Source organism: Pedobacter cryophilus (assembly GCF_005116455.1).
Taxonomy (GTDB): Bacteria; Bacteroidota; Bacteroidia; order Sphingobacteriales; family Sphingobacteriaceae; genus Pseudopedobacter; species Pseudopedobacter cryophilum.
Genome location: NZ_SWBP01000002.1, coordinates 216,365 through 241,158 on the forward strand (window position 1 = coordinate 216,365; position 24,794 = coordinate 241,158).

Sequence of the window (24,794 nt, forward strand, 5' to 3'; positions counted from 1 at the left end):
ACTAACCTTTTAAGAATTAATTTTAAATAGACTTCCAGTTCAATTATTGAAGTCGATTTTTTAAACATAAAAAATATTAAAATGAAAAAGCAAGTCATTATATTATCAATAATTTTAAGTTTCGGACTCACCGGATGCGAAAAATTTTTAACAGAGCTGCCTCAGGATACTGTTGCGCCAGAAACTTTTTTCAAAACTAAAGAGCAACTAACTGCGGCATTAATGCCTGTTTATTCTCCATTAGGCAGTGCTGATGAGTCAACTTATTCTCGGTTTTTATCTTTAGAAGCAAATTCGGCCACTGATGAATATAGCGCCAGGAGTGCTGGTACCGCCATAAATGCAGGTCTTTATAATGCAAGCGCATCTTATGCAAACTTTACTAATTGCTGGAATAATCTTTATTTAGGAATAGAACGAGCGAATTTTTTATTAGAGCAATTAGAAACTTCACCAGCACCAGCAGCCGATGTGAAACAAGTAAAAGGAGAAGCTTTATTCTTAAGAGCGTATTACCATTTTATATTGGTAAGCTACTGGGGAGATATTCCTTTAAAGTTAACAAGTACAAAAAAAGCATCTGACGTAAGTAGAGCAAGAACTCCTGTTAAAGAAGTGTACGATCAAATTATTAAAGACATGACAGAGGCTGAGGGTTTAGTAAAAACTTCAACAGAATGGGGTGTAAACATTACCGGTAGAGTTTCAAAAACAGCAGTAGAAGGTATTTTATCAAGAGTATGTTTACATGCAGCAGGCAGGTTAAATGATGAAAGTTATTTGCCAGTAGCGGTATCTTGGGGTAAGAAAGTTGTAGCAAGTAATGAACATAGATTAAACCCCGACTATAAACAAGTTTTCATTAATCACAGTCAGGATGTTAATGATAATAAGGAAAACTTATGGGAAGTGGAGTTTATGAGAGATGCAACTGGCGTTTATGGAGAATTTGAGCGTTTTGGTTCTACAATAGGCGTACAAAATAATGATGTACCTACAGGATTTGCTCAAGCCGGATATTTTGCTACTGGAACACTTTATGACTCTTATGCTGATGGTGATTTAAGAAGAGATTGGACTATTGCCAACTATGCTTTTGTTGGTACTGATGCATCAAGAGGTAAAACATATCTTAACACCACAGCTACCGCATCAACACGTTGGAGACGTCCGTTAGCTAAATGGCGCAGAGAGTTTCAAAAAGCAGATGTTATTGGGATTAAGAATTTTGGTCCAACAAATTATCCTTTGTTAAGATATTCAGATGTGCTTTTGACATTAGCTGAAGCTGATAATGCGATAAACGGACCAACAACAGAGAATATTGATTATGTAAATCAAGTACGTAGAAGAGCTTATGGAGTTGATTTAGTAGGTAGAAATGTAATTAAATTAACCATCACTAATGGCGGAGCAGGTACTTCTTCTCCATATACACTCGCATCTGTAGTTACTATTTCTGGAGGAGGAGCAGCAAAAGATGCAAAGGCGGTGATTACAGCAGTATCGTCGGGTAGAATCACAGGTATTGCATTAATAGATGGCGGCGCAGGATACACTTCCAACCCAACTATTACGATTGCTGGTGGTGGTTCAGGTGCTGTAATTACTCCAACAGTAAGTAATGGTACAGAATATCAGTTGATTGCTGCAAATTATTCATCAGAGGATGAGTTTCATAAGTTTATAATGAAAGAACGTAGTAGAGAGCTTACTGGCGAAGGGCACCACAAATTAGATCTATTTAGATGGGGTAATTTCTTAACTACCATGCAAGCTATGATTCCAATAGTAACCACAAACTTTAGTGCCATGGCAGTTGCTTATAGAAACGTTACAGCCAGAGACCTTACTTTTCCAATACCTATTTCAGAAATGGAACTAAACCCAGCGATGAAAGGAAAACAAAACCCAGGTTGGGAATAAAAATAAAAACCTCCAAGATTTTCAAATCTTGGAGGTTTTTTACCTTAAAAGAGATCATTCTATTTTACCAATTTTTGTTAAATAAGCATTCAAATTGTTTTTTGCAATGGTTTAATACAACCTTAAATTAAGGGTACAACAAATAATTTTTTCTTTTTTCCTTATAATTATCCAATCCAGCTTTCCAACTGGCTCTAATTTCTTTTTCGGTTTTGCCATCTTTAATTTGCTGCATCAACAGGTCATTACCTGCAAGCTTATTAAAAAATGGAGTAAAAAAAGTGGCCTTTTCAGGATATTGCTGGTATAAATCAATTAATAATTTAAGATTTAATTCTTTTTGATTTCTAATGCTTTCTAGCTCCATTTTCCTAAAATCTATACCATAACAAAGTTGGTTTTCTAAAGGTGGATTTTTACTCATTCCAGCGATACTTACCGGAGTAAAAGAAAAATCATATTTACCTTTTAACAGTGGATGCCCTAAAACCTGAAACGGAAAATTAGTCCCTCTGCCTTGGCTAATTGCGGTTCCTTCAAACAAACAAATACTTGGATATAAATAAATAGAAAGGTTATTTGGGAGATTTGGAGACGGTTTAACCGGAAGAATGTAAGCTTTAGCATGATGGTAATTAGCCACTTTTATAATGTTTAATTCGCATTGCGCACCATTAGTTAACCATTTTTCGCCGTTTATCATTTTAGCAAATTCTCCAACCGTTAAACCATGTGAAATTGGAATAGGATGTATCCCTACACCCGATTTAAATTTAGGATCTAAAATTGGTCCGTCTATTAAATTCCCATTAGGGTTTGGTCGGTCTAAAATCAACAGAGGCACTTTATTATCGGCGCAAGCCTGCATCACTCTTGCCAAAGTAATGGTATAAGTATAAAACCTGGCACCAACATCCTGAATATCAAAAATTACTAAATCAAGGTCTTTTAAATCTTCTTTTGAAGGCGCTTGTTTAGTTCCGTACAAAGAAATTACAGGGAAACCAGTTTTGTTATCTATATAGTTACCCACTTTTTCTCCGGCATCAGCATCACCTCTAAAGCCATGTTCGGGACCAAAAATTGCTTTGATATTGACATTTAAACTCTTTAAAGTATCTACCAAAGGCACTCCATTAATTTCGGCAGTTTGATTAATAACCAAACCAATTTTCTTCCCTTTTAGCAACGGAATATATTTTTCTGTTTGGTCTGCTCCGGTTAAAATTGCATCTTCTTTTTGTGAGATTTGATTGGTCTCCACCTGCTCGTTTTTTGCTTTATTTTGATTTGCCCCGCAACCATTGCATGCCACCATCAATAGCGGTAAAAAGAGAAACAATCTGTTTAATTTTTGCATAGAAATAGAATTTTTTCTGTTAAATGGTTGCATATTTGCGTAGTAACAAATAAACAAAAACCATTTGAATTTAGGATTATTTATTGCCAATAGAATTTCTTTAAAAGCAGAACGCACTTTCTCTAAATTGATTGTGAGGATTGCCATTGTAGGAATTATGCTTGGTTTAGGTGTAATGTTACTTTCTTTAGCAATAGTGAAAGGCTTTAAAGCCGAGATTAGAGAAAAAGTACGTGGTTTTAATGGCGATATTCAGTACATTAAATATGATCTTAACTCTTCTTATGAAAACTCTCCGTTTAACTTAAGATCAGAAGTTTTACAACAAACAAAGGCTTACAAAGGGATAGAACATGTGGCGCCATTTGCTACCAAACCCGGCATAATTAAGGCTAATGATGAAGTAGAAGGCGTAATTTTAAAAGGAATTGATGGCAATTACGATTGGGATTATTTTAATAAAATATTAATAGCAGGTAAAACCATTAATTTTTCTGATTCTGTTGCTGCATCAAAACAAATTATCATTTCAGAATTATTGGCCAAAAGATTAAACCTTAAAGTAGGCGATGATTTTCTGATGTATTTTGTGCAGGAATCTTTAAGAAAAAGGAAGTTTGAAATTGTAGGTATATACAATACCGGCGTTGAAGAGGTTGATAAAACGTATTTAATTGGAGATATTTCTTTAATCAGGAAGTTAAATAATTGGCAGGCTGGTGAAGTAGGAGGGTATGAAATTAGGATTAAAGATTTTTCTCAATTAGAACATGACGCTAATGAACTCAATAGTTTTTTGCCACCACAAATTAAGACGGTAAGCGTAAAAGAAAATTATCCTATCATTTTTGATTGGCTTTCTTTGTTAGATGTAAATGCACAAGTAATTTTGGTGTTAATGTTGGTAGTAGCGGTTATCAACATGATTTCGGCCTTGCTTATTATGATATTAGAAAGAACCAATATGATTGGTTTATTAAAAGCTTTGGGCGAAAGTAATTGGGGTATCAGAAAAATATTTTTATACAACGCACTTTATTTGGTAGGTTTTGGAATGCTTTTAGGAAATATTTTTGGCTTGGGCTTAGGCTTTTTTCAGCAGCAAACTCAATTCTTTAAATTAGACGAGGCGTCTTACTATATGAAGTTTATTCCGGTAGAATTTAACCTGATGGATATCCTGTTAATTAATTTAGGAACTCTAATTGTTTGCCTTTTAGTTTTATTGATCCCATCTATATTGGTAACTAAAATATCGCCAGTAAAGGCCATTGCTTTTAAATAATTACTTCCCTAAATTAAGTTTAAAACTTAAACCACCAGATCCAATTTTTAAGTCTTGATAACCCAAACCACTTAAAGGATATTTCATAAAAGGTTCTACAGAAATGCTGTTTTTCTTTGATAAAGGATATAAAACACCAAAAGAAAAGTTTAAAGTTCGGGCAAACTTAAAGTAAGAGAATTGTCCGGCTGGGTTATCCAGTACACTTACCACATTACTTGTTTTTACCCCTGTAAAGGAATAATTCACTACCGAAAAATCATTTACATATTTCTCATTAATTACACTGTAAGCACTAAAACCTGTAGAAATAAAAGTATTTGTTTTACCCATTTTCATCGCAAATTTCAAATTCAAAGGAATATCTAAACCCACCAATTTTGCGTCTGTAGTTTGGGCACTTGGAACAGCTGCAATGGCGCTAAAAGACGCTTGTTTAAAATCGGTAGAATATTTTTTTGTCCCTTCAAAAGTGCTGGTTTGCCTGTTAATAGAAATTCCAGAATTGATACTGAGTTGATTGGTGATTTTTAACTCTGAAACTAGTCCTATTCCTAAATTAATTTGATCATTCACCCCGTTTTCAGTAAAGTTTACGTAAGTATTGGCATCAATACCTAATTTAAATCTTTTACCTTTTACAGCGTTTTTACGAGTTGTATTTTTGGCTAGAGCCGATACTAATGTTGTTTTTTCAGCTTGTTTTAATAAAGGTTGTTTGGCTAATAATCCATCTGCATCATATTGATCATCAGTATATTCGGCCTTATCATTTTCTTTTGGCTTTACGCCGATGCTACCTGATTGAGCCAGAATTTGATTATCCGGCAAATTGCTTAGTGATATCAATGAATTTTCATTGCTTTCAACAGGTAAAGTTTCAGCTGAATTTGCAAATTCAACAATCTCTTGGTTTCTTTCTACGAATTCAACTTCTTCAATTTGAGGTAGAGTTTTGGTAGGATTTAATGCTAATGTATTTTTAGTTACAGTGTTATTTTGATTGGTGCTAACCCTGTCCTTTTTTTCATCACGATTTAAAATTTCAGTTTTTTCTGATGAATTTAGCGCTATTTCTTTTTTTGGCTTTTCTAAACTTTCCTCGATTTTATTTCCATCAATAGTTGTTAATTGCGTCTCTTTTTCTTTATCTAATTGCTGAATAGATTTTTTAGTTAAACTCTTTTCTGAGGCAATTTCTGGCTGCGAATCATAAATATTTAGGAGTAAAAATAGGGCTAAAGCAGCAGCCAGTCCGCTTGGTATGGCATACCAAAAAATCAATCCTCTTCTTTTCTTCTTTTTGTTGGCATTAAATTTACGCCATCCATCATCAGCCATTTGATCATCATACTGACCAAAAGTATCTCTAATGTGGTTCCTTAATTCCTTGTCAAATTGCTCGTTCATAATTCAAATAAAAATGAGCTTTCACTAATCTTCTTAACTTCTCTTTTGCCCTTGATAAATAAACTCTGGAGCTGCTTGATGGCATTTCTAACATATCCGCAATCTCTTCATGAGTGTAGCCATCAATCTCATAAAGGTTAAATACAACTCGGTGCATTTCTGGCAAAGCCGCCAATAATTTTAAAATCTCTTCGGCACTTATTTTACTAATAATTTGATGGTCTGCTGGTGCTTCATCTGCATATTCAATATCTAAAACAGCGGCATGTTTAAGGTTTTTTCTTCTGTTGTCTATAGAAGTATTCACTACTATTTGCCTAAACCAAGGTTTAATCAATCGGTTATCATCAAAAGTTTTAATGGTTTTAAACAGTTTTATAAAAGCGTCGTTTACCGCTTCTAAGGCATCGTCTCTATTAATACAATACCTCAAAGAAATAGCCATAGCGTAAGCGTAGAAACGCTTATAGAGCATTTCATGAGCCGTTTTGTCTTCTTTCCGACATTTATCTATCAGTTCCTGATCGCTAAACTCGTGATAAGGTTTACGCATTAAATGGGTTATCGCTTTGTTTGTTTAAATATATGAATATCTGTTTATGTTATTTTTCTAGCAATACAATTTCTGCTTGTAGTTGATCATCATTATCTCCACTTTTTATACTTTTTAAAATCGCTCTATATGCTTTTTGATGCAAATTGAAGTCTAATGTATCTGGTTTAAAACCTAACTTTTTTGGATTCCCGTAGTAGTCTCCAAAAAATAAAGAAAAAGCTACATTCTGATTGTTTTGATTTATAATAGTAAGTTTTGCTTCTGCATAGCCAGCCACAACACAAGTAGTTCCTTTCGGGCAAAATTTATCTATTAAAGCTACCACAGTAAGTTTAAGATTATCATTTGCAGTACTTTTGAAATTTACAGATTGATTTGTTTTAAGTATCGAGGTTTTACCTAATTCAAGAGCTGGTAAATCGCTAATACTTTTCTCACATGCCACAAATCCCATTACAAAAAGAAGTACTGCACCAAAAATGTAAGATTGAAAGTTGTTGAGATACATAGCCGTTTTTAGGGTTAATACGGCTACTTAAAAACAAATGCTACAAAGGATTAGAGTTTTTTTGCTTCGTTCCAAAAAACATCCATTTCGGCTAAAGTCATATCAGATAAAGATTTGTTCAATGCTGTTGCTTTTGACTCTAAATATTGAAATCTTTTAATAAATTTTTTATTGGTTTTTTCTAAAGCATCCTCAGGGTTAATGTTGATAAACCTTGCATAATTAATTAAAGAAAATAGCAAATCGCCAAATTCACCTTCTGCTTTTTCTCTATCTATTTCTTGATCATTATCTACATTAAACTCATCTTTAAACTCTTGCATTTCTTCCTCAACCTTTTCCCAAACTTGTTGTTTTTCTTCCCAATCAAAACCTACACCTCGGGCTTTTTCCTGAATTCTTGATGCTTTTATTAAAGCAGGTAATGAGGAAGGTACGCCAGATAAAACAGATTTATTTCCTTCTTTCAACTTAATTTGCTCCCAATTTTGTTTTACTTGTTCTTCAGTTTCGGCAATTACATCTCCATAAATATGAGGGTGACGATTGATTAATTTTTCGCAAATTCCGTTCAACACATCCACTATAGTGAAATCATTAGTTTCTGATCCAATTTTAGCATAAAACACTAAATGCAGCATCAAATCACCTAATTCTTTTCTAATTTCTTGCATATCGCCTTCTAAAATGGCATCAGAAAGTTCATAGGTTTCTTCAATTGTTAAATGACGCAAGGTTTCCATGGTTTGTTTTTTATCCCATGGGCATTGTAGCCTTAAATCATTCATAATATTTAGTAACCTATCAAAAGCTTGGGCGGGTGTATGTTGAGGATCGAATACGTTCATGTTTCAAAAATAAGGATTTATTGCACATCGCTTTTGTAAAATACACACAGTGGCATAAACTTTGAACCCCAAATAAAAATAAAAGACCATGGAAGATTTAAAATCTAATGCATTTAGCCTTAAAGTGAATATAAATAATGACACCAAAGAAATGATAGTGCAACCCACTGAAACTACTGATGGAGTAACTTTTTATTTTTGTGAAATTGAAGGAAAAAAAATTAGCGAGTTAAGAAAAGATGAAAACTGGCAACAGGTTTGGGGAAGTTTAACAAGTTATGAAATTAAAGAAATAGGAAGCCAAATAGATCAGCATGAAAGATTTTAAAAAGGCTTAACAGCCCTCAGCATTTCTCTTTTACCGGCTGCGCCAGGTGCTTTTTCAATCTTCATCCCTAAGGCTTTCATAATTCTTTTTAAATCGCCGGTAATGGCATAAGTTACAAATACGCCTCCTGGTTTAAGAAAACTCACAATATGAGTGATAAAATCTTTGGTCCATAACTCTGGCTGATTGGCAGATGCAAAAGCATCAAAATAAATCACATCAAACAATAAATCTGAAGTAAAAACTTGAGCATCAACAGGCGTAATATGCAAGTTGCAAAACTCATTCAAAGCTACACTATGCTGTAATGCTTCTTCGTAGCTAGCTTTATATAATTTCCAGGTATTGGTAGACACCAATTGTTCGTAGTCTATTTGTTCTAACAAAGAAAACGGAAGTGGAAAAGCTTCAATTCCCACATAATTTAAATCAATTTCTTTGCCGGTACAAAAATCATTAGTCAGTAAAAAATTCAATCCAGTACCAAAACCAACCTCCAAAACAGCAACACTATCTATTAATTTATCAGCTAAATAATAGCGCAATCCCGAGTTTAAAAAAACATGGTTACTTTCTTGTAAAGCCCCATTTCTGCTATGATAATTTTCTTTAACACCAGGATGATAAACGGTTTTAGAACCGTCGGCAGTAACCACAATAGATAATTCCTCTGGTATTGACATGATGATGTTTTTCAACCTATAACTTAAAACCTAAAACTTTCAACTCAATTAGTAAACCTTCGTTCCTTTTTCTACCCACTTAGACCAATTTTTATTGTAGGTATGAATTTCTGTAGTTTGAACTCCGCTAGATTTATACAACGGATTTCCTTCATTTTTCCATTCAAAAACGCTTCCATAAAGATTGAATACATTTTGGAAACCATGCTTAATGAGCTTTTCTCCAATTTTTTCACTTCTATAGCCAACCGAGCAATAAACCACAATGGTAGCATTTTTAGGGATGTCATAAACTTTACGCATATCAAACCAAATGTATCCTACGTTGCGGGCATTTTTTAAGTGGCTCACTTCAAATTCTACTTTTTCTCGGGTATCTAAGAGGTAAACATTTTTAAGGTGTTTTAGCGAATCGACTGAAATAAGTGGAACAGTATGACTGTACATACTGTCTAACATTTGCTTAAAGTCTTTATTTTTTACTTGCGAAAAGGAAGAAAATGAGAGTAGTAAAAATGCAAATGTGAAGACTTTTTTGATCATAAAATATTAAACGCAGTAAATATTAAAATTGTTATAAGGATGCAAATAAGCAATAATTTATAGCACTAAACAAAGGTGAGCCAATTTTTAAATAAAAAATAAAAAAAGCCAGATAAAACACCTGTATTTTGATGTTTTGCCAAATTTTTATGAAATTTTGTAATGCTATAAAGTTTTTTGATAGGCTTTAACTAAAATAATTTCGCATCTGAAGAATACTGATGTTTTAAAATAATAGGTAAATTTATGGATTGAAGTAAGAAAAACTATAATAGCTATAAATTACCTATTAAACCAATAATATAAAGATCTTACCACGTATTTGATTCTCAAAGGATTTAAAATGCTGATTAGAGATAAAATTTTCATGTTTTTGAATCTTTAAATCTATAACAACAATCTTATAAAAATATTGTTACAAAATTATGAAATTGCCAATTTTCCCACTGCAACTCATTGTTTTCCCTGGAGAACAAGTTAACCTGCATATTTTTGAGCAGCGTTACCGCAATCTTTTTAACGAATTAAGAAACGGTAAGGAGCTGTTTTTTGGAATTCCTCCTGTAATTAACAACGAAATTTACGGTATTGGGACTAAGCTAAACTTATTGCAAGTGGTAAAAGATTATCAGAGTGGAGAAATGGATGTAATTGCAGAAGGAATAGAAGTTTTTAGCATCAATAAAGTTTTTCCTCAATATTTAGATAAAGCTTTTGCTGGTGCTGATGTAGAAATCTTAGAAAATGATGGAGCCTATGATTTGATCAAATTTGAAGCTTTAAAAATTCTTTACAATCAATTTCAATCATTAATGCCTCAAAAAAAGGAAATCAAAAATATACAAGGCGAAATTTATTCCTTTCAAATTGCGCATTTATCGGGTTTAAATGAACTTCAAAAACTAGAGCTTTTAGGAAATCCATCTGAAGAGGAACGACAAGAATTTATGATCGAGCATTTTCAAAAAATTATCCCGTCTATGCAAAGCATCGAGGAAACTCAAAAAAGAATTTTAGCTAACGGACATTTTAAAAACCTAAAAGCATTTAATTTTTCTAAGCCAGTTTAAGGTAGATAGCTAAGTGGTTTAGGGTATAAGGTTACAAATCTGGTGACTTGTAACGGACACAGCTTTTTTTAATAGCAACTTAATCTCTTAAACCTTACACCTTATACCTTATACCTTTCTAAAAAATCCTATTTTTGCCCTTCGAAAAAGATTTTTTATCGTTTATGAGCATTTCAAAAACTTACAATCCAAAAGAAGTAGAAGATAAGTGGTACCAGTTTTGGTTAGAAAATAAATTCTTCAAATCCGTTCCAGATGAGCGTGAGCCTTATACCATCGTAATTCCGCCACCCAATGTGACCGGAGTATTGCACATGGGGCACATGTTGAATAATACCATTCAGGATGTTTTGGTGCGTAGGGCTAGAATGAAAGGTAAAAATGCTTGCTGGGTTCCCGGTACAGATCATGCTTCTATTGCTACGGAAGCCAAAGTGGTTGCCATGCTTAAAGAAAAAGGAATCGATAAAAAAGATCTTTCTAGAGCAGAATTTTTGAATTACGCTTACGAGTGGAAAGATAAATATGGCGGAATTATCTTAGATCAATTAAAAAAATTAGGTGCTTCTTGCGATTGGGATAGAACGGCTTTCACTATGGACCCAGCTTTATCTGAAGCTGTAATTGATACTTTCATCCATCTGCACAAAAAAGGATTGATTTACCGTGGCGTTAGAATGGTAAACTGGGATCCAAAAGGTTTAACCGCTGTTTCTGATGAAGAAGTAATCAGGAAAGAAGTGAACCAGAAATTGTATTTCATCAAGTATCAAGTATCAAGTAGCAAGAATCAAGAAACTGAAAACGGGGAGTCTAAAGACTTGATACTTGATACTCAATATTTGACTATTGCTACTACCCGCCCAGAAACCATAATGGCTGATGCGGCTATTTGTGTAAATCCAAATGACGAAAGGTATCATCATTTAAAAGGAAAAAAGGTTTTTGTGCCTTTAATTAACAGAGAAATTCCAGTAATTGAGGATGAATACGTGACCATGGATTTTGGTACAGGATGTTTAAAAGTTACGCCAGCACATGATTTAAACGATTATGAACTCGGTCAAAAACATCATTTACCAGTAATTGACATTTTAAATGATGATGGAACTTTAAACGAGAAAGCCCAGATTTTAATTGGAGAAGATCGTTTCATCGCAAGAAAAAAAATAGCTAAAATGCTGGAAGAATCTGGCAATTTAGAGAAAGTAGAAGATTATAAATCTCAAATAGGTTTTTCAGAACGAACCGATGCTGCCATAGAGCCAAAGCTTTCTATGCAATGGTTTTGCAATATGGGCGAAATGGCTGGTCCGGCTTTAGAGTATGTAAACAATGGCGATGTAAAATTAATTCCAGATAAGTTTATCAATACTTATCGCCATTGGATGGGAAATGTAAAGGATTGGTGTATTTCTCGTCAGTTATGGTGGGGGCAACAAATTCCGGCTTGGTACGCATCAAACGGTGAGGTGGTTGTTGCTAAAACTGCCGAAGAAGCTTTATCTCAGTTTAAACTGAAAACTGGTAACTCCCAACTTACAACTGAAGATTTAAAACAAGACGAAGACGTAGTAGATACCTGGTTTTCATCATGGTTATGGCCAATTTCGGTATTTGACCCCACGGTTTTTGGAAATCCAGAAAGTGAAGGCAATGCCGATTTAAACTATTATTATCCAACCAATGATTTGGTAACCGCACCAGAAATTCTATTCTTTTGGGTAGCCCGAATGATTATGGCTGGCCACGAGTTTAGAGGAAAAGCACCTTTCGAAAATGTGTATTTAACCGGAATTGTAAGAGATAAACTGGGCAGAAAAATGTCTAAATCTTTAGGTAATTCGCCTGATCCTTTAGATTTAATAGAGAAATACGGAGCAGATGGTGTAAGGGTAGGCATGTTATTGTGTTCTCCTGCCGGAAACGACATCATGTTTGATGAATCATCCTGTGAACAAGGCAGAAACTTCGCCAATAAAATTTGGAATGCTTTTAGGTTGGTAAAAGGATGGAGCCTCACCCCAACCCTCTCCGAAGGAGAGGGAGCAGCAAACGCAATAGCAATTGCATGGTTTGATGCTCGTTTTAACGAAGCTTTAGCCGAAATTGAACATAACTATTCGCAATACCGTTTGTCAGAAGCTTTAATGGCGACTTATAAATTGGTTTGGGACGATTTCTGTGCTTGGTATTTAGAAATGGTAAAACCGGCTTATCAGCAACCTATTGATGCCGCAACTTATAAAGCAACTATCAGTTTCTTTGAAAATTTGTTAAAAGTTTTGCATCCCTTTATGCCTTTCTTAACCGAAGAACTTTGGCATGATGAGGTTTTTGGAGAAAGAGCAGAAAGAGAATGCTGCATTGTAGCACAATTACCAAATGCAGTAGTTACTAATCCAAAATTATTAAGTGAAATTGATTTGGTAAAACAAGTGGTTTCAGAAATTAGAAACATCAGAAACACCAAACAAATTTCTCCAAAAGAAGCCTTAAGTTTAGCTGTAAAGGTTAATTCTGAAATCGATTTTAAAGCTTATCAAAACATCATTTTTAAACTAGCTAATATTACTGAGCTAAACATTGTGGTTGAAAAATTGGCTGGTGCAGCATCTTTTATGGCGGGTAGAGACGAGTTTTTTATTCCTTTAGCTGGTAATATAGATGTAGAAGCAGAAAAAGAACGCATCACCAAAGAAATAGCATACTTAAATGGCTTCTTAAAAGCGGTTAATGCTAAACTTTCTAACGAACGTTTTGTGCAAAATGCCAAACCAGAAATTGTTGCAGTAGAGCAAAACAAAAAAGCAGATGCGGAAGCAAAAATTGCAATTTTGGAAGAGAGTTTAAAGGCTTTATAAGATATTGATATAATAAAGCCTCCAATTCATTTGAAAAGGAGGCTTTTAACTAAACAAAACACCAATTATAATTTATGCGCTTGCCAGCAAGTTGGAGTTGGTATCTCTAATTTGCCTGATATGATTTCTTAAAAATTCTTTAATTTCCCAACGTTTCTTTTCGTCTTTAATCTGATTTAATTGCATCACCACTTTTTGTTCTTCCTTGGTGCAAAAAATAATTTCAGAGAAACGAGTTTCAAAATAATCTAGTCGTTCAAATTTTAAACAGACTGTTTCGGCTTGATTTTTTTCTTTAAACCAAATTTCATCATCGGTTAAATAAATGTAATCTGGGTCTTTTGTAATTTGCAAATGATAAAGGCTAAATATGGCCAATAAAGCAGCAAATGAATAAATGAGATAAGAGCTTAATTCTGTAACGATTAGGTAAAGATTGAGGAGGTAAGTGGTACATGCCAATAAGCCAGATACAACCAATAATACAATTAAGGTTGCCTTGGAAAAAAGACAGAGCTCACACTTTACGTAGATACTTTGCTTCATTTTTTTACAGTTTTAGTTTTGAGGTTGAAGCTTTGTACGTAACAATTTCTTAAAGGTTTAAGTTTTTTTGTTTTTTTTTAACCGCAGAGCAAACAGAGATTTCACGAAGATCACAGAGAAAGATTTTAGCCACAAATGCACAAATGAGCACTAATCCAATCTGTGTAATTCGTGAAATCTTCTTAAAATCCGTGTTAAAAAAATCTACGCTCAATTTAACCACCCAGCATTAACGTAATTCGTGAAATTCGTGGCAAAGGAAAACTATCTATTTGTATAAATTGGCAACTCCTCCATAAAAGAATAACTCTGTTGCTCATAGTCCATTTTGCAATAATAATGTTGTAAGCCATTAGTTACCACAAGGTAATGTACTTGATGAATCATGTTGTACCTCGCAATTTGGTCAAAAACTTTCTGATCTATTTTTACATTAGTCGCTTTACATTCTACTAAAACATCGGCTTTGCCAAGCTGATTAAATATTAAAATATCAGTCCGTTTTTGTAGTTGATTCAGTTTTAAACCGCCTTCTAATTTAATGAGGGTTTTAGGGTATTTCTTTTGGAGAATAAGGAACTGAATAAAATGTTGCCTCACCCATTCTTCGGGCGTAAGTACCAATCTTTTTTTTCTGAGCTCATCAAAAATATAAGTCACCTCATTTTGTTGAGTGAGCTTAAAAGGATAGGGAGGTAAATTTAAAGCAACAGGTTTAAACATATGGCTAAAATACATGGTGAATTGTCAACATGCTAAATTTTAGAAAAAAAGATTTATAATTTAGCAGCACATGACTGCTCAAGACATTATCAAAGATATTAAAGCCCGTAAGCTAAAGCCCATTTATTTGCTTCATGGCGATGAAAGCTATTATATAGATTTATTGAGCGATTATTTGGAGCAAAATGTGCTTTCGGATGCCGAAAAAGGTTTTAACCAAACCATTATGTACGGTAAAGATACCGAGGTAATGACGCTTTTAAACGCTGCGAAACGTTACCCCATGATGAGCGATTATCAGCTTGTTTTGGTTAAAGAAGCTCAAGAATTAAAATTAGATAAAGCCGCAGAACAGTTTCAGGCTTACTGCGAGCATCCTTTAAGCAGCACAATTTTAGTGCTTTGTCACAAATATGGCAAGTTTGATAAGCGTAAAAAAGTTTATAAAGTTATTGAGAAAAATGGGGTGGTTTTTGAATCGGCCAGTATTTACGATAACAAAGTACCTGCTTGGATAGATGATTTTGCCCACGCAAAAGGATATAAAATTAACCCAAAAGCATCAGCGCTGTTAGGCGAATATTTAGGAAACGATTTAAGCAAAGTAGCTAATGAGTTAGAGAAATTAATGCTCAACGTGGCTAAAACACAAGAAATTGGTACTAAAGAAGTTCAAGATAATATTGGAATAAGTAAAGAATACAATGTATTTGAACTCCAAAATGCTTTAGCTCGTAGAGATGTTTTTAAAGCCAATCAAATTATCAATTATTTTGAAGCCAATCCAAAAGCTAATCCTTTGGTGTTAATTATGGGGAATTTGGCAGGGTATTTCACTAAAATCTTAAAATATCATTACGTAACCGATAAATCTCAATTGGCCAAAGAATTGGGTGTAAATCCATATTTTGTTAAAGATTTTGATGTAGCCGCTAGAAATTATAATCTCGGAAAAACTTTTGAAGTGATTTCTTTATTAAGAGCGTATGACTTAAAATCAAAAGGCGTTGATTCAACCGGAAATACAGAACACGGTGACTTATTGAAAGAGCTTATTTTTAAAATCATCCATTAAATATAATTTACGCTATGAACTTTAAACCTATAACTCATAACTGAATAACCATGCAATACTTTTTAGTAAAATCAGAACCCTTTAAATACAGTTGGGATAAATTTAATCAAGACGGTCGCACTTTTTGGGATGGGGTAAGAAATTACCAAGCTCGTAATAACCTAAAAGAAATGAAGGAAGGCGATTTAGTGCTTTTTTACCATAGCAATGAAGGTAAAAATGTGGTAGGCGTTGCTAAGGTGGTGAAAGAGTTTTATCAAGATCCAACCACTGAAGATAAAAATTGGGTGGTGGTAGATTTAGTTCCGGTAGAAACTTTGAAAAATCCGGTGAGTTTAGAAACTATCAAAAAAGATGAAAGACTTATTGATATTGCTTTGGTAAGGCAAGGCCGATTATCTGTAATGCAGCTTAAACAAGCAGAATTTGATAGGATTTTAGAATTGGGCGCTGGATAACCACAACAAAAAATACAAGAATCCGAGGTCTGTGTCCTCACAGACCTTAATCATATAATCCAATGAAAAACTACTTTTTATTAATCATCATCATCGGATTTGCATCCTGTCAATCCGAAATTAAGCAAGAAGATTTAATTGGAAAGTGGAAATACATCAAATATGAAGCGGTCAATAAACCTTCAGATGTATCTTCATCTGATCTAATTGATGAACAACAACCCTATATTGTTTTTCAAAAAGAGGGCAAAGCCGAGATTTACTCTAGTGGAAAAATATTGTCAAAAGGAACGTTCTTTATAGAAAATCAAATCATTAGATATGAGGAAGTTTTGGAAGGGAATGTCAAAAGAAAAATCGCGTTTTTGATTAAGGAATTAAACCAAAATCAACTGGTTTTTGAAACCATGGATGCCGAACCCAAACGCATTACTGCCGAGAAAATAAAATAATCCGATAATAAGGTATCCTCAAAGCTTCGTGAAAATTGGTGCAATTCGTGGCAAAAAAAGAGAAAAAGAATGCCACGAATACACGAATGAAAACGAATCTGACGTGGCTAAAATAGCTGTATAATTCTATAAAGTAATCGCCAAAGCTTCGTGGAAATTTGTGCAATTCGTGGCAAAAAAAGAAAAAATGAATGCCACGAATACACGAATGAAAACGAATCTGACGTGGCTAAAATAGCTGTATAATTCTATAAGTAATCGCCACAGCTTCGTGGAAATTGGTGCAATTCATGGCTAAAAAAGAAAAAAGAATGCCACGAATACACGAATGAAAACGAATCTGACGTGGTTAAAGCAGATGAATTATCGCCACAGCTTCGTGAAAATTTGTGCAATTCGTGGCTAAAAAGAAAAAAAGAATGCCACGAATACACGAATGAAAACGAATCTGACGTGGTTAAAGCAGATGAATTATCGCCACAGCTTCGTGAAAATTTGTGCAATTCGTGGCTAAAAAAGAAAAAAGAATGCCACGAATACACGAATGAAAACGAATCTGACGTGGTTAAAGCAGATGAATTATCGCCGCAGCTTCGTGAAAATTTGTGCAATTCGTGGCAAAAAAAGAAAAAATGAATGCCACGAATACACGAATGAAAACGAATCTAACGTGGCTAAAATAGCTGTATAATTCTATAAGTAATCGCCGCAGCTTCGTGAAAATTGTTGCAATTCGTGGCAAAAAAAGAAAAAATGAATGCCACGAACACACGAATGAAAACGAATCTGACGTGGTTAAAGCAGATGAATTATCGCCGCAGCTTCGTGAAAATTTGTGCAATTCGTGGCTAAAAAGAAAAAAAGAATGCCACGAATACACGAATGAAAACGAATGCGCTGTGGCTAAAACAAAATCATTATCGCCACAGCTTCGTGAAAATTAGTGCAATTTGTGGCAAAGTAATGGCCACAGCTTCGTGAAAATTAGTGCAATTCGTGGCTAAAAAACACGCCCTCAAATAATAAAAAACATTATAATTTAATATTTAAGCCTGCTATTTATAATTTAGAGCTTTATTATTGAATTTTGAAAAAACCTATTCTCGTTATCAAATTTGGAACTGCAGCCATTACCACGCCAACTCACGAGCTGGACGAAAGCGTAATTGCATCAATTGCACAACAAGTTGCCGCTTTAAATCACCATTATAATATTGTTTTGGTTTCGTCTGGGGCAGTAGCCGCAGGTAAGAAAAAGCTAAAAAACTATAGCGGTACTTTAAGTGAAAGAAAAGCTGCTGCGGCTATTGGTAATCCTATTTTACTACAAACTTATGCTCATTATTTTGCTCCTTATGATATTTCTATAGCGCAAAGTTTGTGCGAAAGACATCATTTTTCTAACCGGACACAGTTTTTACAGCTCAAAAAAACTTACGAAGAATTGTGGAACAATCAAATTATTCCGGTAGCAAATGAGAATGATGTGGTGAGTAATTTAGAATTAAAGTTTTCTGATAATGATGAGTTGGCCACCTTAATTGCCATAGGTTTTGGTGCCGATTTAATTTTGTATAGCACTTCAGTTCCTGGCGTTTTAGATGATAAAGGCATACTGATTAAAGAATTAAAAGTAATTGATAAGGAAGCTTTGTCTTTGGCTAAGAAGGAAAAATCAGCGGTAGGTTTAGGCGGCATGACTTCAAAACTCACCTTTGCTAGGTTAGCCACCCAAATGGGAATTAAAGCAGTAATATTTGGCGGAAGAACAGAAAACGGAATATTAAAAGCCGTTAAAGGAGAAACAGGAACTATTTGTATGCCTCAAAGCAGCAATATTTCTGCCCGTAACAAATGGTTAGCTAGTGGAAGCTTGGTGCGTGGACAAATACAAGTAGATGAAGGCGCCAGCAAAGCTTTACAAAAAAGGCATAGCTTATTAGCCGTTGGCATGGTTAAAATCATCAGAGATTTTGAAGCAGGAGAAGTTTTTGAAATTGTTGATTCAGAAAATCAAACCATCGCGGTAGCAAAATCTAAAATAGACTCTTTAAGTCTTAAAAAACTCACCAATAAGCAAAATATAGAGATTGCTCACGCAGATGACATCGTTTTGATCTAAAAAAATGGAGAATATTACCCAATTATTAAAAAATGCAGTTGAGGCCACTACGCAAATCAAAATATTGTCGGCCGAAAAAAAGCAGCAGGTTTTAGAGCAACTAGCACAAGAGATTGATAATAATATAGCATCTATTATATCAGAAAATAAAAAAGATTTAGATAGGATGGCAGATGATGATCCTAAAAAAGATCGTTTGCTATTAAATGAAGATAGGATAAAAGGACTGGCGCAAAGCATTATAGATGTTTCCAAATTAGATGATCCAACAGGGAAAGTCATTTCAGAAACTCATTTAGACAATGGCTTATTCATCCAAAAGAAAACCGTTGCTTTAGGTGTGGTGGGTGTAATTTATGAATCTCGCCCAAATGTAACTATAGATGTGGCCGCACTTTGCATCAGATCTGGAAACGTATGCTTGTTAAGAGGCGGCTCGGATGCCGAAGCGACCAACCTTTGTTTGGTAAATATCATTCAAAAAGTATTGGTGGGGTTTAATTTGAATCCTAATATTGTGCAACTTTTACCAACCGATAGAAAGCATGTAGAAGAATTGCTTACCGCCGATAAATACGTGGATATTTTGATTCCAAGAGGCTCGCAACAGCTCATAGAATTTGTGAGAAAAAACGCTAAAGTGCCGGTGATAGAAACCGGAGCAGGCGTTTGCCATACTTATGTAGAGGCTACTGCAAATTTAGAAAACGCTGCAAAAATTATTTGCAACGCCAAAGTTTCTCGTCCTTCGGTTTGTAATGCTTTAGATACAGTATTAATAGATCAATCTATTTTGGTAAGTTTAATTCCGCTGATGGCTAAGAGTTTAGCAGATTACGAGGTAGAAATTTTTGCTGATGAGCAAGCTTTTGAATTGCTAAAAAAGGCAAACTATCCTTATTTGGTAAAAGCAGCGCCAGCAGATTTTGGCCGAGAGTTTTTAGCTTTAAAGTGTTCGGTAAAAGTGGTGAATAATTTAGAAGCAGCTTTGGTGCATATTAAAGAATATTCCTCTAAACATTCGGAGGCCATTATTTCTGAAGATGCAGCTCAAATAGAAAAGTTTTTAAACGAAGTAGATGCCGCAGCAGTTTACGCCAATGCATCTACCCGTTTTACAGATGGAGGTGTTTTTGGTTTAGGAGCCGAAATTGGAATCTCCACTCAAAAATTACATGCCCGAGGGCCATTTGCTTTAGAAAAATTAGTGACCGAAAAATGGATAGTTAAGGGAAGTGGACAGGTGAGGGGATAAGTTGTAGGTTGTAAGTTGAAAGTTTTAGGTTATAAGTTTTAAGTTAAAAGAGATATAAATCATCAAAATATGCGTGTGGGTAACATTAAATTTATTTTAACTGCGGTTATTTTTTTTATTTCTTGCTCGCAGGCAGAATCTCAAAAAGTGAATTCTGAGGCTTATTTAGCCAGTAATTCAAAAAAAGGGGAAACAAAATATGCAGCCTCCTCAAAAATAAACGGGGTTAATTTTGTAGCGCCTTCCAGAGCTATAGACAACACCTGGACAAATGGTTTAAAACAAATAAACTCTTCTTGGGTGGCTTTTGTGCCTTATGCTTTTAGTAAAGTAGGTTTGGCAAATGTAAATTATGAGCCAGATAGACAGTATTGGGGCGAATCTGTAGAAGGTGTAAGAGTAAACATTAAGCAAGCACATGAAGCAGGTTTAAAAGTAATGCTTAAACCTCAAGTTTGGATGCAACGAGGTTGGATTGGCGATTTTGATTTAAGTACCGAAGAAGAATGGAAAACCTGGGAAACCGATTATAAAAGATACATCATGTATTTTGTGAAAGTGGCTGCCGAAGAAAGTGCTGAAATGATTTGCATTGGCACCGAATATAGAAATGCCGCTAAAAAACGCCCCGATTTTTGGTTGGCTTTAATTAAAGATATCAGAAGCCAGTATAAAGGGCAATTAACTTATTGTGCCAATTGGGACGATTACGAACAAGTTACCTTTTGGAAAGAATTAGATTTTGTAGGTATGAGCGGTTATTTCCCATTATCCGAAGCTCAAAATCCATCTGTCTCAGATTTGCAAAAGAATTGGAAACCCATTAAAGACAAACTAAAAAAGTACAGCAATAAAATAGGCAAACCCGTTTTGTTTACCGAATATGGCTACCGCAGTATGGAACAACCCGCTTGGCGCTCATGGGAAAAGGAAAACCAACCGGTAGTCACCAATCATGATGCGCAAGCCACCGCTTACGAAGCATTATTTAAAACCTTTTGGCAAGAAAACTGGTTTGCAGGCGGCTTTGCTTGGAAATGGTACACTTCTTTCCGCCGAATGGACCCCACCAATAACAACGATTGGACTCCACAAAACAAAAAAGCCCAAGAAGTAATGAAAGCTTTTTATGGGAAGTAGTTTTTGGGCGTTTAAACACGCTATCCGCTTTATCTTTTTGCAGAAAAAGCAAAAAGGATGTCGCTCCTATCGTTAACGCAAACAATAGGAGCATAGTAAAAAAGCACCAGATGATGAACAGCAATGCTTTAAATTATGATGAATTAAGGGATTGTTGGAAATAGATTTATTACAATTAATATAAAGAACAAGTCAGACTTTAGTACAAGTCCATGAAACTAAGATTTGAGTTATTTGGGGGTTTATTGCGTTTGGAAAGAATGTCGTAATACTATTTCCGGACGCAGTCCTCGGTTTTCAAAAAGCATTTAAGTGACCTTAGCGGAACACTTAAACGAGGAGGGGATGCAGGTCTAAAGTCTGTATATAATTGGACACCAAAATCAGCACATTAATTATGAAAAAAATTAAACTGAAAATCGTATTTATTTTATTGGTGGGATTGGTAACTTCTTGTGGGACTTTAGGTCATCTTAAATTTTACCATTATGATGCTTCAAAATATGAAGTAGAGAAAGATTTATTGGAGGTGATAAAAAGCCATACAGATGCTATCCCTTTAAAATGGAAAAAAAATGCAGTAGGCATGGATTTTTTAGATGAAAAATTTATATACTTTAAAAATGCTCCAGAGGAAATACTTCGAATCGGTTTTACAGGAGACTCAATTCAATGGAAAAGCCACACTAGTTCTAAGTTAGCTTTGGTAGGTGTATTTCGAGGAAATGAATGGCTTTTTGAAAAAGATATGAGTGCATCAGAAAAAGAACGACTACAAAAGCGATTAGAAACAGAAATTTTATCAAAGATGCGCCACTCATACAAAAAGGAAGAATAACAGCTGTAGTTTAATGCAAGAATAAAGCATGTAAAGCTTCTTATGTTTAGTTAGAAATAAAATAGAAGCCCTCTTTTGGAGGATTAAAAAAGGAAGAATCCCCCCAAACTGGTTTAAGTCTTAGCGGGTAAAGGCAAGAAGGGGATGGGTTGACTTAAATCTCAATAGCAGCACAAGCGTAGACAAAATGAGAGAGCCCAGTCCTAAAAAAAAAGGTTTTTTTATACCAAAAATAACAGCAAAAAGTACAAAGAAGTGCTAAGCTTCGCACTGTTTGGTGCATGTTATAAACAAGCTATTACAAAGCATTGAGTTTAGCCGCCTTGATGAGTCCATCCAAAGCGTAAAAGATATTTTCCTTGTCGTTTTCAGGCAGCTTATCAATATCTTCCAAACGTTTAATGGTCTTTTTATCCAGTTCCAGATCAGACTTACCGACCAGGAAATCTAAAGACACCTCCAAAGCATCCGCCATCCTTACCACCCCATTCTGTCCGTAGTCTGTCGGGTGGGGAAGAAGCGTAAGGGACTACGGATTGGTTAATAGAAAAGAGTCTCCAGACTCGTCTAAAGTAATAACTCAATTAAACATACGGTGTAAACTTTTTTAATATAGAATCTCCAAAAGAGATTCTATATTTTTAATACCTAAAACTTTAACTTCAGCCCTACTCCATTAGCGCCTAAAGTGCTTTCTAAATCAATTTTGCGATAACTTGTTTTTTGTAAGCCTTGGTTATAAGTAGTAATGGCTGTCTTAGCATGTTTACCATAGGCTACAGAAAATGGAAGCGAAATAAGAGTAGCGCCTGCCCCAATACCAAAAAGTGCCCAATTCATTTTCGCACCAGAAATTGCGGCTCCTAACGGATACCCAATAAAGAAACCACCTATAGAACCAAATATAGTAGCAGGAACAACATTCTTTTTTGCTTTTGTCATCGCTTCAAAAGCGATTGGGTTTGTTTTTGTGATTTCAAGTAATTGTTTAGGTTTCAATATTTTTCCATTTTGCAAATAGAGCGTACTCAAACTTTTTTTAATAGTAATGCTGTCTTGTGGTGTTTGCGCAAAAACAAAGTTTACGCATAGCAATAGTTTGAGGCTAAATAAAATTTTTTTCATAAGGTGAATTTTAAGATTAATTTTTAAGCACCTAAAGTATCGCCTTTCTTTTAAATTTCAAAAATATCATGCAAATTTTGTGGTTTATTTTGTGTATTATTTAATTAGTTAGTTGTTATATGTAAAGGGGCATAAATTTCAAATTGGTTGATGTTAAAATCAGTCAATTTTTTTTATTTTTGGGGCATTAAGTTTGCTAAAAACCGCTAAATTTGCAGCTTATAAGCTATATTTAGATAGATTTTGAAAATAGTTATATAAGCTAATTGTTAAAACGCCAACATGTATTTCCAACAAATTATATTGATCTTATTTTTAGCTATTCCTTCAATTAATATGGCAGAGGATAAGCGAGCGACTGAAGATCAAATTATTGGTAAATGGATGTCGACAGAGCAAAATTTAATGGTCCATGTGTATAAAAATGGCGATCAGTTTAAGGCTAAAATAATTTGGTTTGATGATGCCGATGACCGCAGCAAGCCCATGAACATCCGTCGTGATGAACATAATCCTGTTCATAGCTTAAGAGCAAGAAAAATTTTGGGTTTAGACGTTTTAAAAGATTTGAAATTTAATGCCGATGAAAAACGGTGGGAAGATGGCGTAATTTACGATCCAAAATCGGGGAGGCATTGGAGTTCTGTAGTCTATTTTAATAATAATGGTTTATTAGAAGTTAAAGGCTATTGGAAGTTTGAGTTTTTATGTAAAACCATCACTTTTAAAAAAGTAAGCTGATCTATGCTTTTCTGGCAAAAAAAACGGCATAAAAAACCTATAAAAACAGTTAAGCTCCAAACGGGGAGAATGGAGCTTAAACTAACCAATTATAAACCTAAATTAAACGAAAGGCATTTCTAAAATGCAATGAGGTAATCCTCTAATTGCATGGTGTAAAAGTAACACCATGCTGTTAATTAATTGTCACTAAATTGTCATGAAATTATTAAATACTAAATGTTATCTTCGTTTTATTGTTAAATAATCATGAAATAATATCAATTTATATGATATTTATAATATTATTTTAAATAATTGAATCATAATGTAATTAAAAGTATGAGTTCAAAAAAAATGAAAACGCCAGAAAAAGAAACTACTCTATTTATAAAAAATATGGTTTGCCCCAGGTGTATTAAAGCTGTTTGGGAAGAGTTAGAGCAATTAAATTACGAAGTGATAGATGTTTTTTTGGGTGTAGCAAGAGTAAAAGGACTTGTAAATGAGGGTGATATAGCTCAAGTTTTGTTAGCTAATGGATTTGAATTACTAAATGATAAAGACGAAAAGTTAATTGAGCGTATTAAAACAAACATTATTGCTTTGGTTCAATCAAAAGATCCGCTTATTCAACAAAATCTTTCTGTTTGGCTAGCCAAACAATTAGATACAGAGTATCAGCATTTAAGTACACTGTTTTCTGCCGTTGAAGGAATTACTATAGAAAGGTATTTTATTTTGCAACGTTTAGAAAAAGTAAAGGAATTATTAGTGTACAATGAACTAAGCTTAAAAGAAATTGCTTTTCAATTAGGGTTTAGCAGTATTGCTCATCTATCTGCTCAGTTTAAAAAAATGACTGGTTTTACCACTACTTATTTTAAAGAAATGGGTAACAGCAAAAGAAAATCATTAGATAATGTGATTCAGCCGTCCTAAAATTATATAACTCGTTT

Annotated in this window: 26 protein-coding genes; 15 read left to right on the forward strand and 11 right to left on the reverse strand. The window is 34.3% G+C overall.

What is annotated here, in order from left to right; translation table 11 throughout:
- The first annotated feature begins 81 nt into the window (after window positions 1-81).
- Window positions 82-1,926, forward strand: a complete 1,845-nt coding sequence (locus FA046_RS06130; protein WP_136825507.1) for a RagB/SusD family nutrient uptake outer membrane protein — start codon at window positions 82-84, stop codon at window positions 1,924-1,926.
- 127 nt (window positions 1,927-2,053) lie between these two features.
- Here FA046_RS06130 and FA046_RS06135 read toward each other — a convergent pair whose 3' ends face one another.
- Window positions 2,054-3,286 carry an exo-beta-N-acetylmuramidase NamZ family protein gene (locus tag FA046_RS06135; protein ID WP_136825508.1) on the reverse strand — a complete coding sequence of 411 codons (1,233 nt, stop codon included), beginning with the start codon at window positions 3,284-3,286 and terminating at the stop codon, window positions 2,054-2,056.
- 64 nt (window positions 3,287-3,350) lie between these two features.
- Here FA046_RS06135 and FA046_RS06140 point away from each other — a divergent pair, with 64 nt between their 5' ends.
- Window positions 3,351-4,571: an ABC transporter permease gene (locus FA046_RS06140; protein ID WP_136825509.1), complete on the forward strand. Its 1,221-nt coding sequence runs from the start codon at window positions 3,351-3,353 to the stop codon at window positions 4,569-4,571.
- Here the strand turns inward: FA046_RS06140 and FA046_RS06145 are convergent, their stop codons facing one another.
- From FA046_RS06145 to mazG, 4 genes are read right to left on the reverse strand one after another with little or no spacing between them, the layout of a single operon-like run.
- Complete coding sequence (locus FA046_RS06145) at window positions 4,572-5,981, reverse strand: outer membrane beta-barrel protein (RefSeq protein ID WP_136825510.1); 1,410 nt, start codon at window positions 5,979-5,981, stop codon at window positions 4,572-4,574.
- Window positions 5,965-6,534 carry an RNA polymerase sigma factor gene (locus FA046_RS06150; protein ID WP_136825511.1) on the reverse strand — a complete coding sequence of 190 codons (570 nt, stop codon included), beginning with the start codon at window positions 6,532-6,534 and terminating at the stop codon, window positions 5,965-5,967. The genes FA046_RS06145 and FA046_RS06150 overlap by 17 nt, the downstream gene beginning before the upstream one ends.
- Window positions 6,535-6,583: 49 nt before the next feature.
- Window positions 6,584-7,045, reverse strand: coding sequence for a hypothetical protein (locus FA046_RS06155; protein WP_136825512.1), 462 nt, complete (start codon window positions 7,043-7,045; stop codon window positions 6,584-6,586).
- 50 nt (window positions 7,046-7,095) lie between these two features.
- A complete protein-coding gene (gene mazG / locus FA046_RS06160) occupies window positions 7,096-7,893 on the reverse strand; it encodes a nucleoside triphosphate pyrophosphohydrolase (RefSeq protein WP_136825513.1) in 798 nt (265 codons plus the stop codon).
- Window positions 7,894-7,981: 88 nt separating this feature from the next.
- Here mazG and FA046_RS06165 point away from each other — a divergent pair, with 88 nt between their 5' ends.
- Window positions 7,982-8,221, forward strand: coding sequence for a hypothetical protein (locus FA046_RS06165; protein ID WP_136825514.1), 240 nt, complete (start codon window positions 7,982-7,984; stop codon window positions 8,219-8,221).
- Here the strand turns inward: FA046_RS06165 and mnmD are convergent.
- Complete coding sequence (gene mnmD, locus FA046_RS06170; RefSeq protein ID WP_136825515.1) at window positions 8,218-8,904, reverse strand: tRNA (5-methylaminomethyl-2-thiouridine)(34)-methyltransferase MnmD; 687 nt, start codon at window positions 8,902-8,904, stop codon at window positions 8,218-8,220. The genes FA046_RS06165 and mnmD overlap by 4 nt on opposite strands.
- Before the next feature lie 48 nt (window positions 8,905-8,952).
- The gene (locus tag FA046_RS06175; protein WP_136825516.1) at window positions 8,953-9,447 is read right to left on the reverse strand and encodes a rhodanese-like domain-containing protein; all 495 of its coding nucleotides are present in this window, start codon (window positions 9,445-9,447) and stop codon (window positions 8,953-8,955) included.
- 425 nt (window positions 9,448-9,872) lie between these two features.
- On the opposite strand from FA046_RS06175, the gene FA046_RS06180 reads away from it, so the two are divergent.
- Together FA046_RS06180 and FA046_RS06185 are read left to right on the forward strand one after the other, a co-directional pair.
- Window positions 9,873-10,517 carry an LON peptidase substrate-binding domain-containing protein gene (locus FA046_RS06180; RefSeq protein WP_136825517.1) on the forward strand — a complete coding sequence of 215 codons (645 nt, stop codon included), beginning with the start codon at window positions 9,873-9,875 and terminating at the stop codon, window positions 10,515-10,517.
- A gap of 164 nt (window positions 10,518-10,681) precedes the next feature.
- On the forward strand, window positions 10,682-13,381 hold the full coding sequence (locus tag FA046_RS06185) for a valine--tRNA ligase (RefSeq protein ID WP_136825518.1): 2,700 nt from the start codon (window positions 10,682-10,684) through the stop codon (window positions 13,379-13,381).
- Window positions 13,382-13,453: 72 nt separating this feature from the next.
- On the opposite strand, the gene FA046_RS06190 is transcribed toward FA046_RS06185, so the two are convergent.
- A complete protein-coding gene (locus FA046_RS06190) occupies window positions 13,454-13,927 on the reverse strand; it encodes a hypothetical protein (RefSeq protein ID WP_136825519.1) in 474 nt (157 codons plus the stop codon).
- A gap of 264 nt (window positions 13,928-14,191) precedes the next feature.
- Window positions 14,192-14,650 carry a type I restriction enzyme HsdR N-terminal domain-containing protein gene (locus tag FA046_RS06195; RefSeq protein ID WP_136825520.1) on the reverse strand — a complete coding sequence of 153 codons (459 nt, stop codon included), beginning with the start codon at window positions 14,648-14,650 and terminating at the stop codon, window positions 14,192-14,194.
- Window positions 14,651-14,720: 70 nt separating this feature from the next.
- Between FA046_RS06195 and holA the strand changes: the two genes are divergently transcribed.
- From holA to FA046_RS06235, 8 genes are all read left to right on the forward strand, one after another.
- Window positions 14,721-15,725: a DNA polymerase III subunit delta gene (holA, locus tag FA046_RS06200; RefSeq protein ID WP_136825521.1), complete on the forward strand. Its 1,005-nt coding sequence runs from the start codon at window positions 14,721-14,723 to the stop codon at window positions 15,723-15,725.
- 50 nt (window positions 15,726-15,775) lie between these two features.
- Window positions 15,776-16,183, forward strand: a complete 408-nt coding sequence (locus FA046_RS06205; protein WP_136825522.1) for an EVE domain-containing protein — start codon at window positions 15,776-15,778, stop codon at window positions 16,181-16,183.
- Window positions 16,184-16,245: 62 nt separating this feature from the next.
- On the forward strand, window positions 16,246-16,635 hold the full coding sequence (locus tag FA046_RS06210) for a hypothetical protein (protein WP_136825523.1): 390 nt from the start codon (window positions 16,246-16,248) through the stop codon (window positions 16,633-16,635).
- Window positions 16,636-16,980: 345 nt separating this feature from the next.
- Window positions 16,981-17,271, forward strand: a complete 291-nt coding sequence (locus FA046_RS06215) for a hypothetical protein (RefSeq protein WP_136825524.1) — start codon at window positions 16,981-16,983, stop codon at window positions 17,269-17,271.
- A 451-nt stretch (window positions 17,272-17,722) separates the two neighbouring features.
- Entirely contained in the window at window positions 17,723-18,757 is a 1,035-nt protein-coding gene (gene proB, locus FA046_RS06220) for a glutamate 5-kinase (RefSeq protein ID WP_136825525.1), read from the forward strand.
- A 4-nt stretch (window positions 18,758-18,761) separates the two neighbouring features.
- Window positions 18,762-20,012, forward strand: a complete 1,251-nt coding sequence (locus FA046_RS06225) for a glutamate-5-semialdehyde dehydrogenase (RefSeq protein WP_136825526.1) — start codon at window positions 18,762-18,764, stop codon at window positions 20,010-20,012.
- 69 nt (window positions 20,013-20,081) lie between these two features.
- Window positions 20,082-21,152, forward strand: coding sequence for a glycoside hydrolase family 113 (locus tag FA046_RS06230; RefSeq protein ID WP_136825527.1), 1,071 nt, complete (start codon window positions 20,082-20,084; stop codon window positions 21,150-21,152).
- 397 nt (window positions 21,153-21,549) lie between these two features.
- On the forward strand, window positions 21,550-21,990 hold the full coding sequence (locus FA046_RS06235; RefSeq protein ID WP_136825528.1) for a hypothetical protein: 441 nt from the start codon (window positions 21,550-21,552) through the stop codon (window positions 21,988-21,990).
- Window positions 21,991-22,288: 298 nt separating this feature from the next.
- Here FA046_RS06235 and FA046_RS17225 read toward each other — a convergent pair whose 3' ends face one another.
- Complete coding sequence (locus FA046_RS17225; RefSeq protein WP_169303316.1) at window positions 22,289-22,465, reverse strand: hypothetical protein; 177 nt, start codon at window positions 22,463-22,465, stop codon at window positions 22,289-22,291.
- Between the two features lie 173 nt (window positions 22,466-22,638).
- The gene (locus FA046_RS06240) at window positions 22,639-23,115 is read right to left on the reverse strand and encodes a hypothetical protein (RefSeq protein WP_136825529.1); all 477 of its coding nucleotides are present in this window, start codon (window positions 23,113-23,115) and stop codon (window positions 22,639-22,641) included.
- Between the two features lie 282 nt (window positions 23,116-23,397).
- On the opposite strand from FA046_RS06240, the gene FA046_RS06245 reads away from it, so the two are divergent.
- Together FA046_RS06245 and FA046_RS06250 are read left to right on the forward strand one after the other, a co-directional pair.
- Window positions 23,398-23,856, forward strand: coding sequence for a DUF2147 domain-containing protein (locus tag FA046_RS06245; RefSeq protein WP_136825530.1), 459 nt, complete (start codon window positions 23,398-23,400; stop codon window positions 23,854-23,856).
- 321 nt (window positions 23,857-24,177) lie between these two features.
- Window positions 24,178-24,777 (forward strand): helix-turn-helix domain-containing protein, encoded by a 600-nt coding sequence (locus tag FA046_RS06250; RefSeq protein WP_225870890.1) that lies wholly within the window; start codon window positions 24,178-24,180, stop codon window positions 24,775-24,777.
- Window positions 24,778-24,794: the final 17 nt, after the last annotated feature.

Excerpts from the sequence above, each read along its gene's own strand:
- FA046_RS06185 (WP_136825518.1), top strand. The coding sequence starts at position 10,682 with ATGAGCATTTCAAAAACTTACAATCCAAAAGAAGTAGAAGATAAGTGG.
- FA046_RS06225 (WP_136825526.1), top strand. The coding sequence starts at position 18,762 with ATGGAGAATATTACCCAATTATTAAAAAATGCAGTTGAGGCCACTACG.
- holA (WP_136825521.1), top strand. The coding sequence starts at position 14,721 with ATGACTGCTCAAGACATTATCAAAGATATTAAAGCCCGTAAGCTAAAG.
- FA046_RS06175 (WP_136825516.1), bottom strand. The coding sequence starts at position 9,447 with ATGATCAAAAAAGTCTTCACATTTGCATTTTTACTACTCTCATTTTCT.
- FA046_RS06180 (WP_136825517.1), top strand. The coding sequence starts at position 9,873 with ATGAAATTGCCAATTTTCCCACTGCAACTCATTGTTTTCCCTGGAGAA.
- FA046_RS06195 (WP_136825520.1), bottom strand. The coding sequence starts at position 14,650 with ATGTTTAAACCTGTTGCTTTAAATTTACCTCCCTATCCTTTTAAGCTC.
- FA046_RS06235 (WP_136825528.1), top strand. The coding sequence starts at position 21,550 with ATGAAAAAAATTAAACTGAAAATCGTATTTATTTTATTGGTGGGATTG.
- FA046_RS06165 (WP_136825514.1), top strand. The coding sequence starts at position 7,982 with ATGGAAGATTTAAAATCTAATGCATTTAGCCTTAAAGTGAATATAAAT.
- FA046_RS06190 (WP_136825519.1), bottom strand. The coding sequence starts at position 13,927 with ATGAAGCAAAGTATCTACGTAAAGTGTGAGCTCTGTCTTTTTTCCAAG.
- FA046_RS06145 (WP_136825510.1), bottom strand. The coding sequence starts at position 5,981 with ATGAACGAGCAATTTGACAAGGAATTAAGGAACCACATTAGAGATACT.
- FA046_RS06245 (WP_136825530.1), top strand. The coding sequence starts at position 23,398 with ATGTATTTCCAACAAATTATATTGATCTTATTTTTAGCTATTCCTTCA.
- mnmD (WP_136825515.1), bottom strand. The coding sequence starts at position 8,904 with ATGTCAATACCAGAGGAATTATCTATTGTGGTTACTGCCGACGGTTCT.
- FA046_RS06210 (WP_136825523.1), top strand. The coding sequence starts at position 16,246 with ATGAAAAACTACTTTTTATTAATCATCATCATCGGATTTGCATCCTGT.
- FA046_RS06205 (WP_136825522.1), top strand. The coding sequence starts at position 15,776 with ATGCAATACTTTTTAGTAAAATCAGAACCCTTTAAATACAGTTGGGAT.
- FA046_RS06250 (WP_225870890.1), top strand. The coding sequence starts at position 24,178 with ATGAGTTCAAAAAAAATGAAAACGCCAGAAAAAGAAACTACTCTATTT.
- FA046_RS06150 (WP_136825511.1), bottom strand. The coding sequence starts at position 6,534 with ATGCGTAAACCTTATCACGAGTTTAGCGATCAGGAACTGATAGATAAA.
- FA046_RS06155 (WP_136825512.1), bottom strand. The coding sequence starts at position 7,045 with ATGTATCTCAACAACTTTCAATCTTACATTTTTGGTGCAGTACTTCTT.
- FA046_RS06135 (WP_136825508.1), bottom strand. The coding sequence starts at position 3,286 with ATGCAAAAATTAAACAGATTGTTTCTCTTTTTACCGCTATTGATGGTG.
- FA046_RS06240 (WP_136825529.1), bottom strand. The coding sequence starts at position 23,115 with ATGAAAAAAATTTTATTTAGCCTCAAACTATTGCTATGCGTAAACTTT.
- FA046_RS17225 (WP_169303316.1), bottom strand. The coding sequence starts at position 22,465 with ATGGCGGATGCTTTGGAGGTGTCTTTAGATTTCCTGGTCGGTAAGTCT.
- FA046_RS06130 (WP_136825507.1), top strand. The coding sequence starts at position 82 with ATGAAAAAGCAAGTCATTATATTATCAATAATTTTAAGTTTCGGACTC.
- FA046_RS06230 (WP_136825527.1), top strand. The coding sequence starts at position 20,082 with ATGCGTGTGGGTAACATTAAATTTATTTTAACTGCGGTTATTTTTTTT.
- mazG (WP_136825513.1), bottom strand. The coding sequence starts at position 7,893 with ATGAACGTATTCGATCCTCAACATACACCCGCCCAAGCTTTTGATAGG.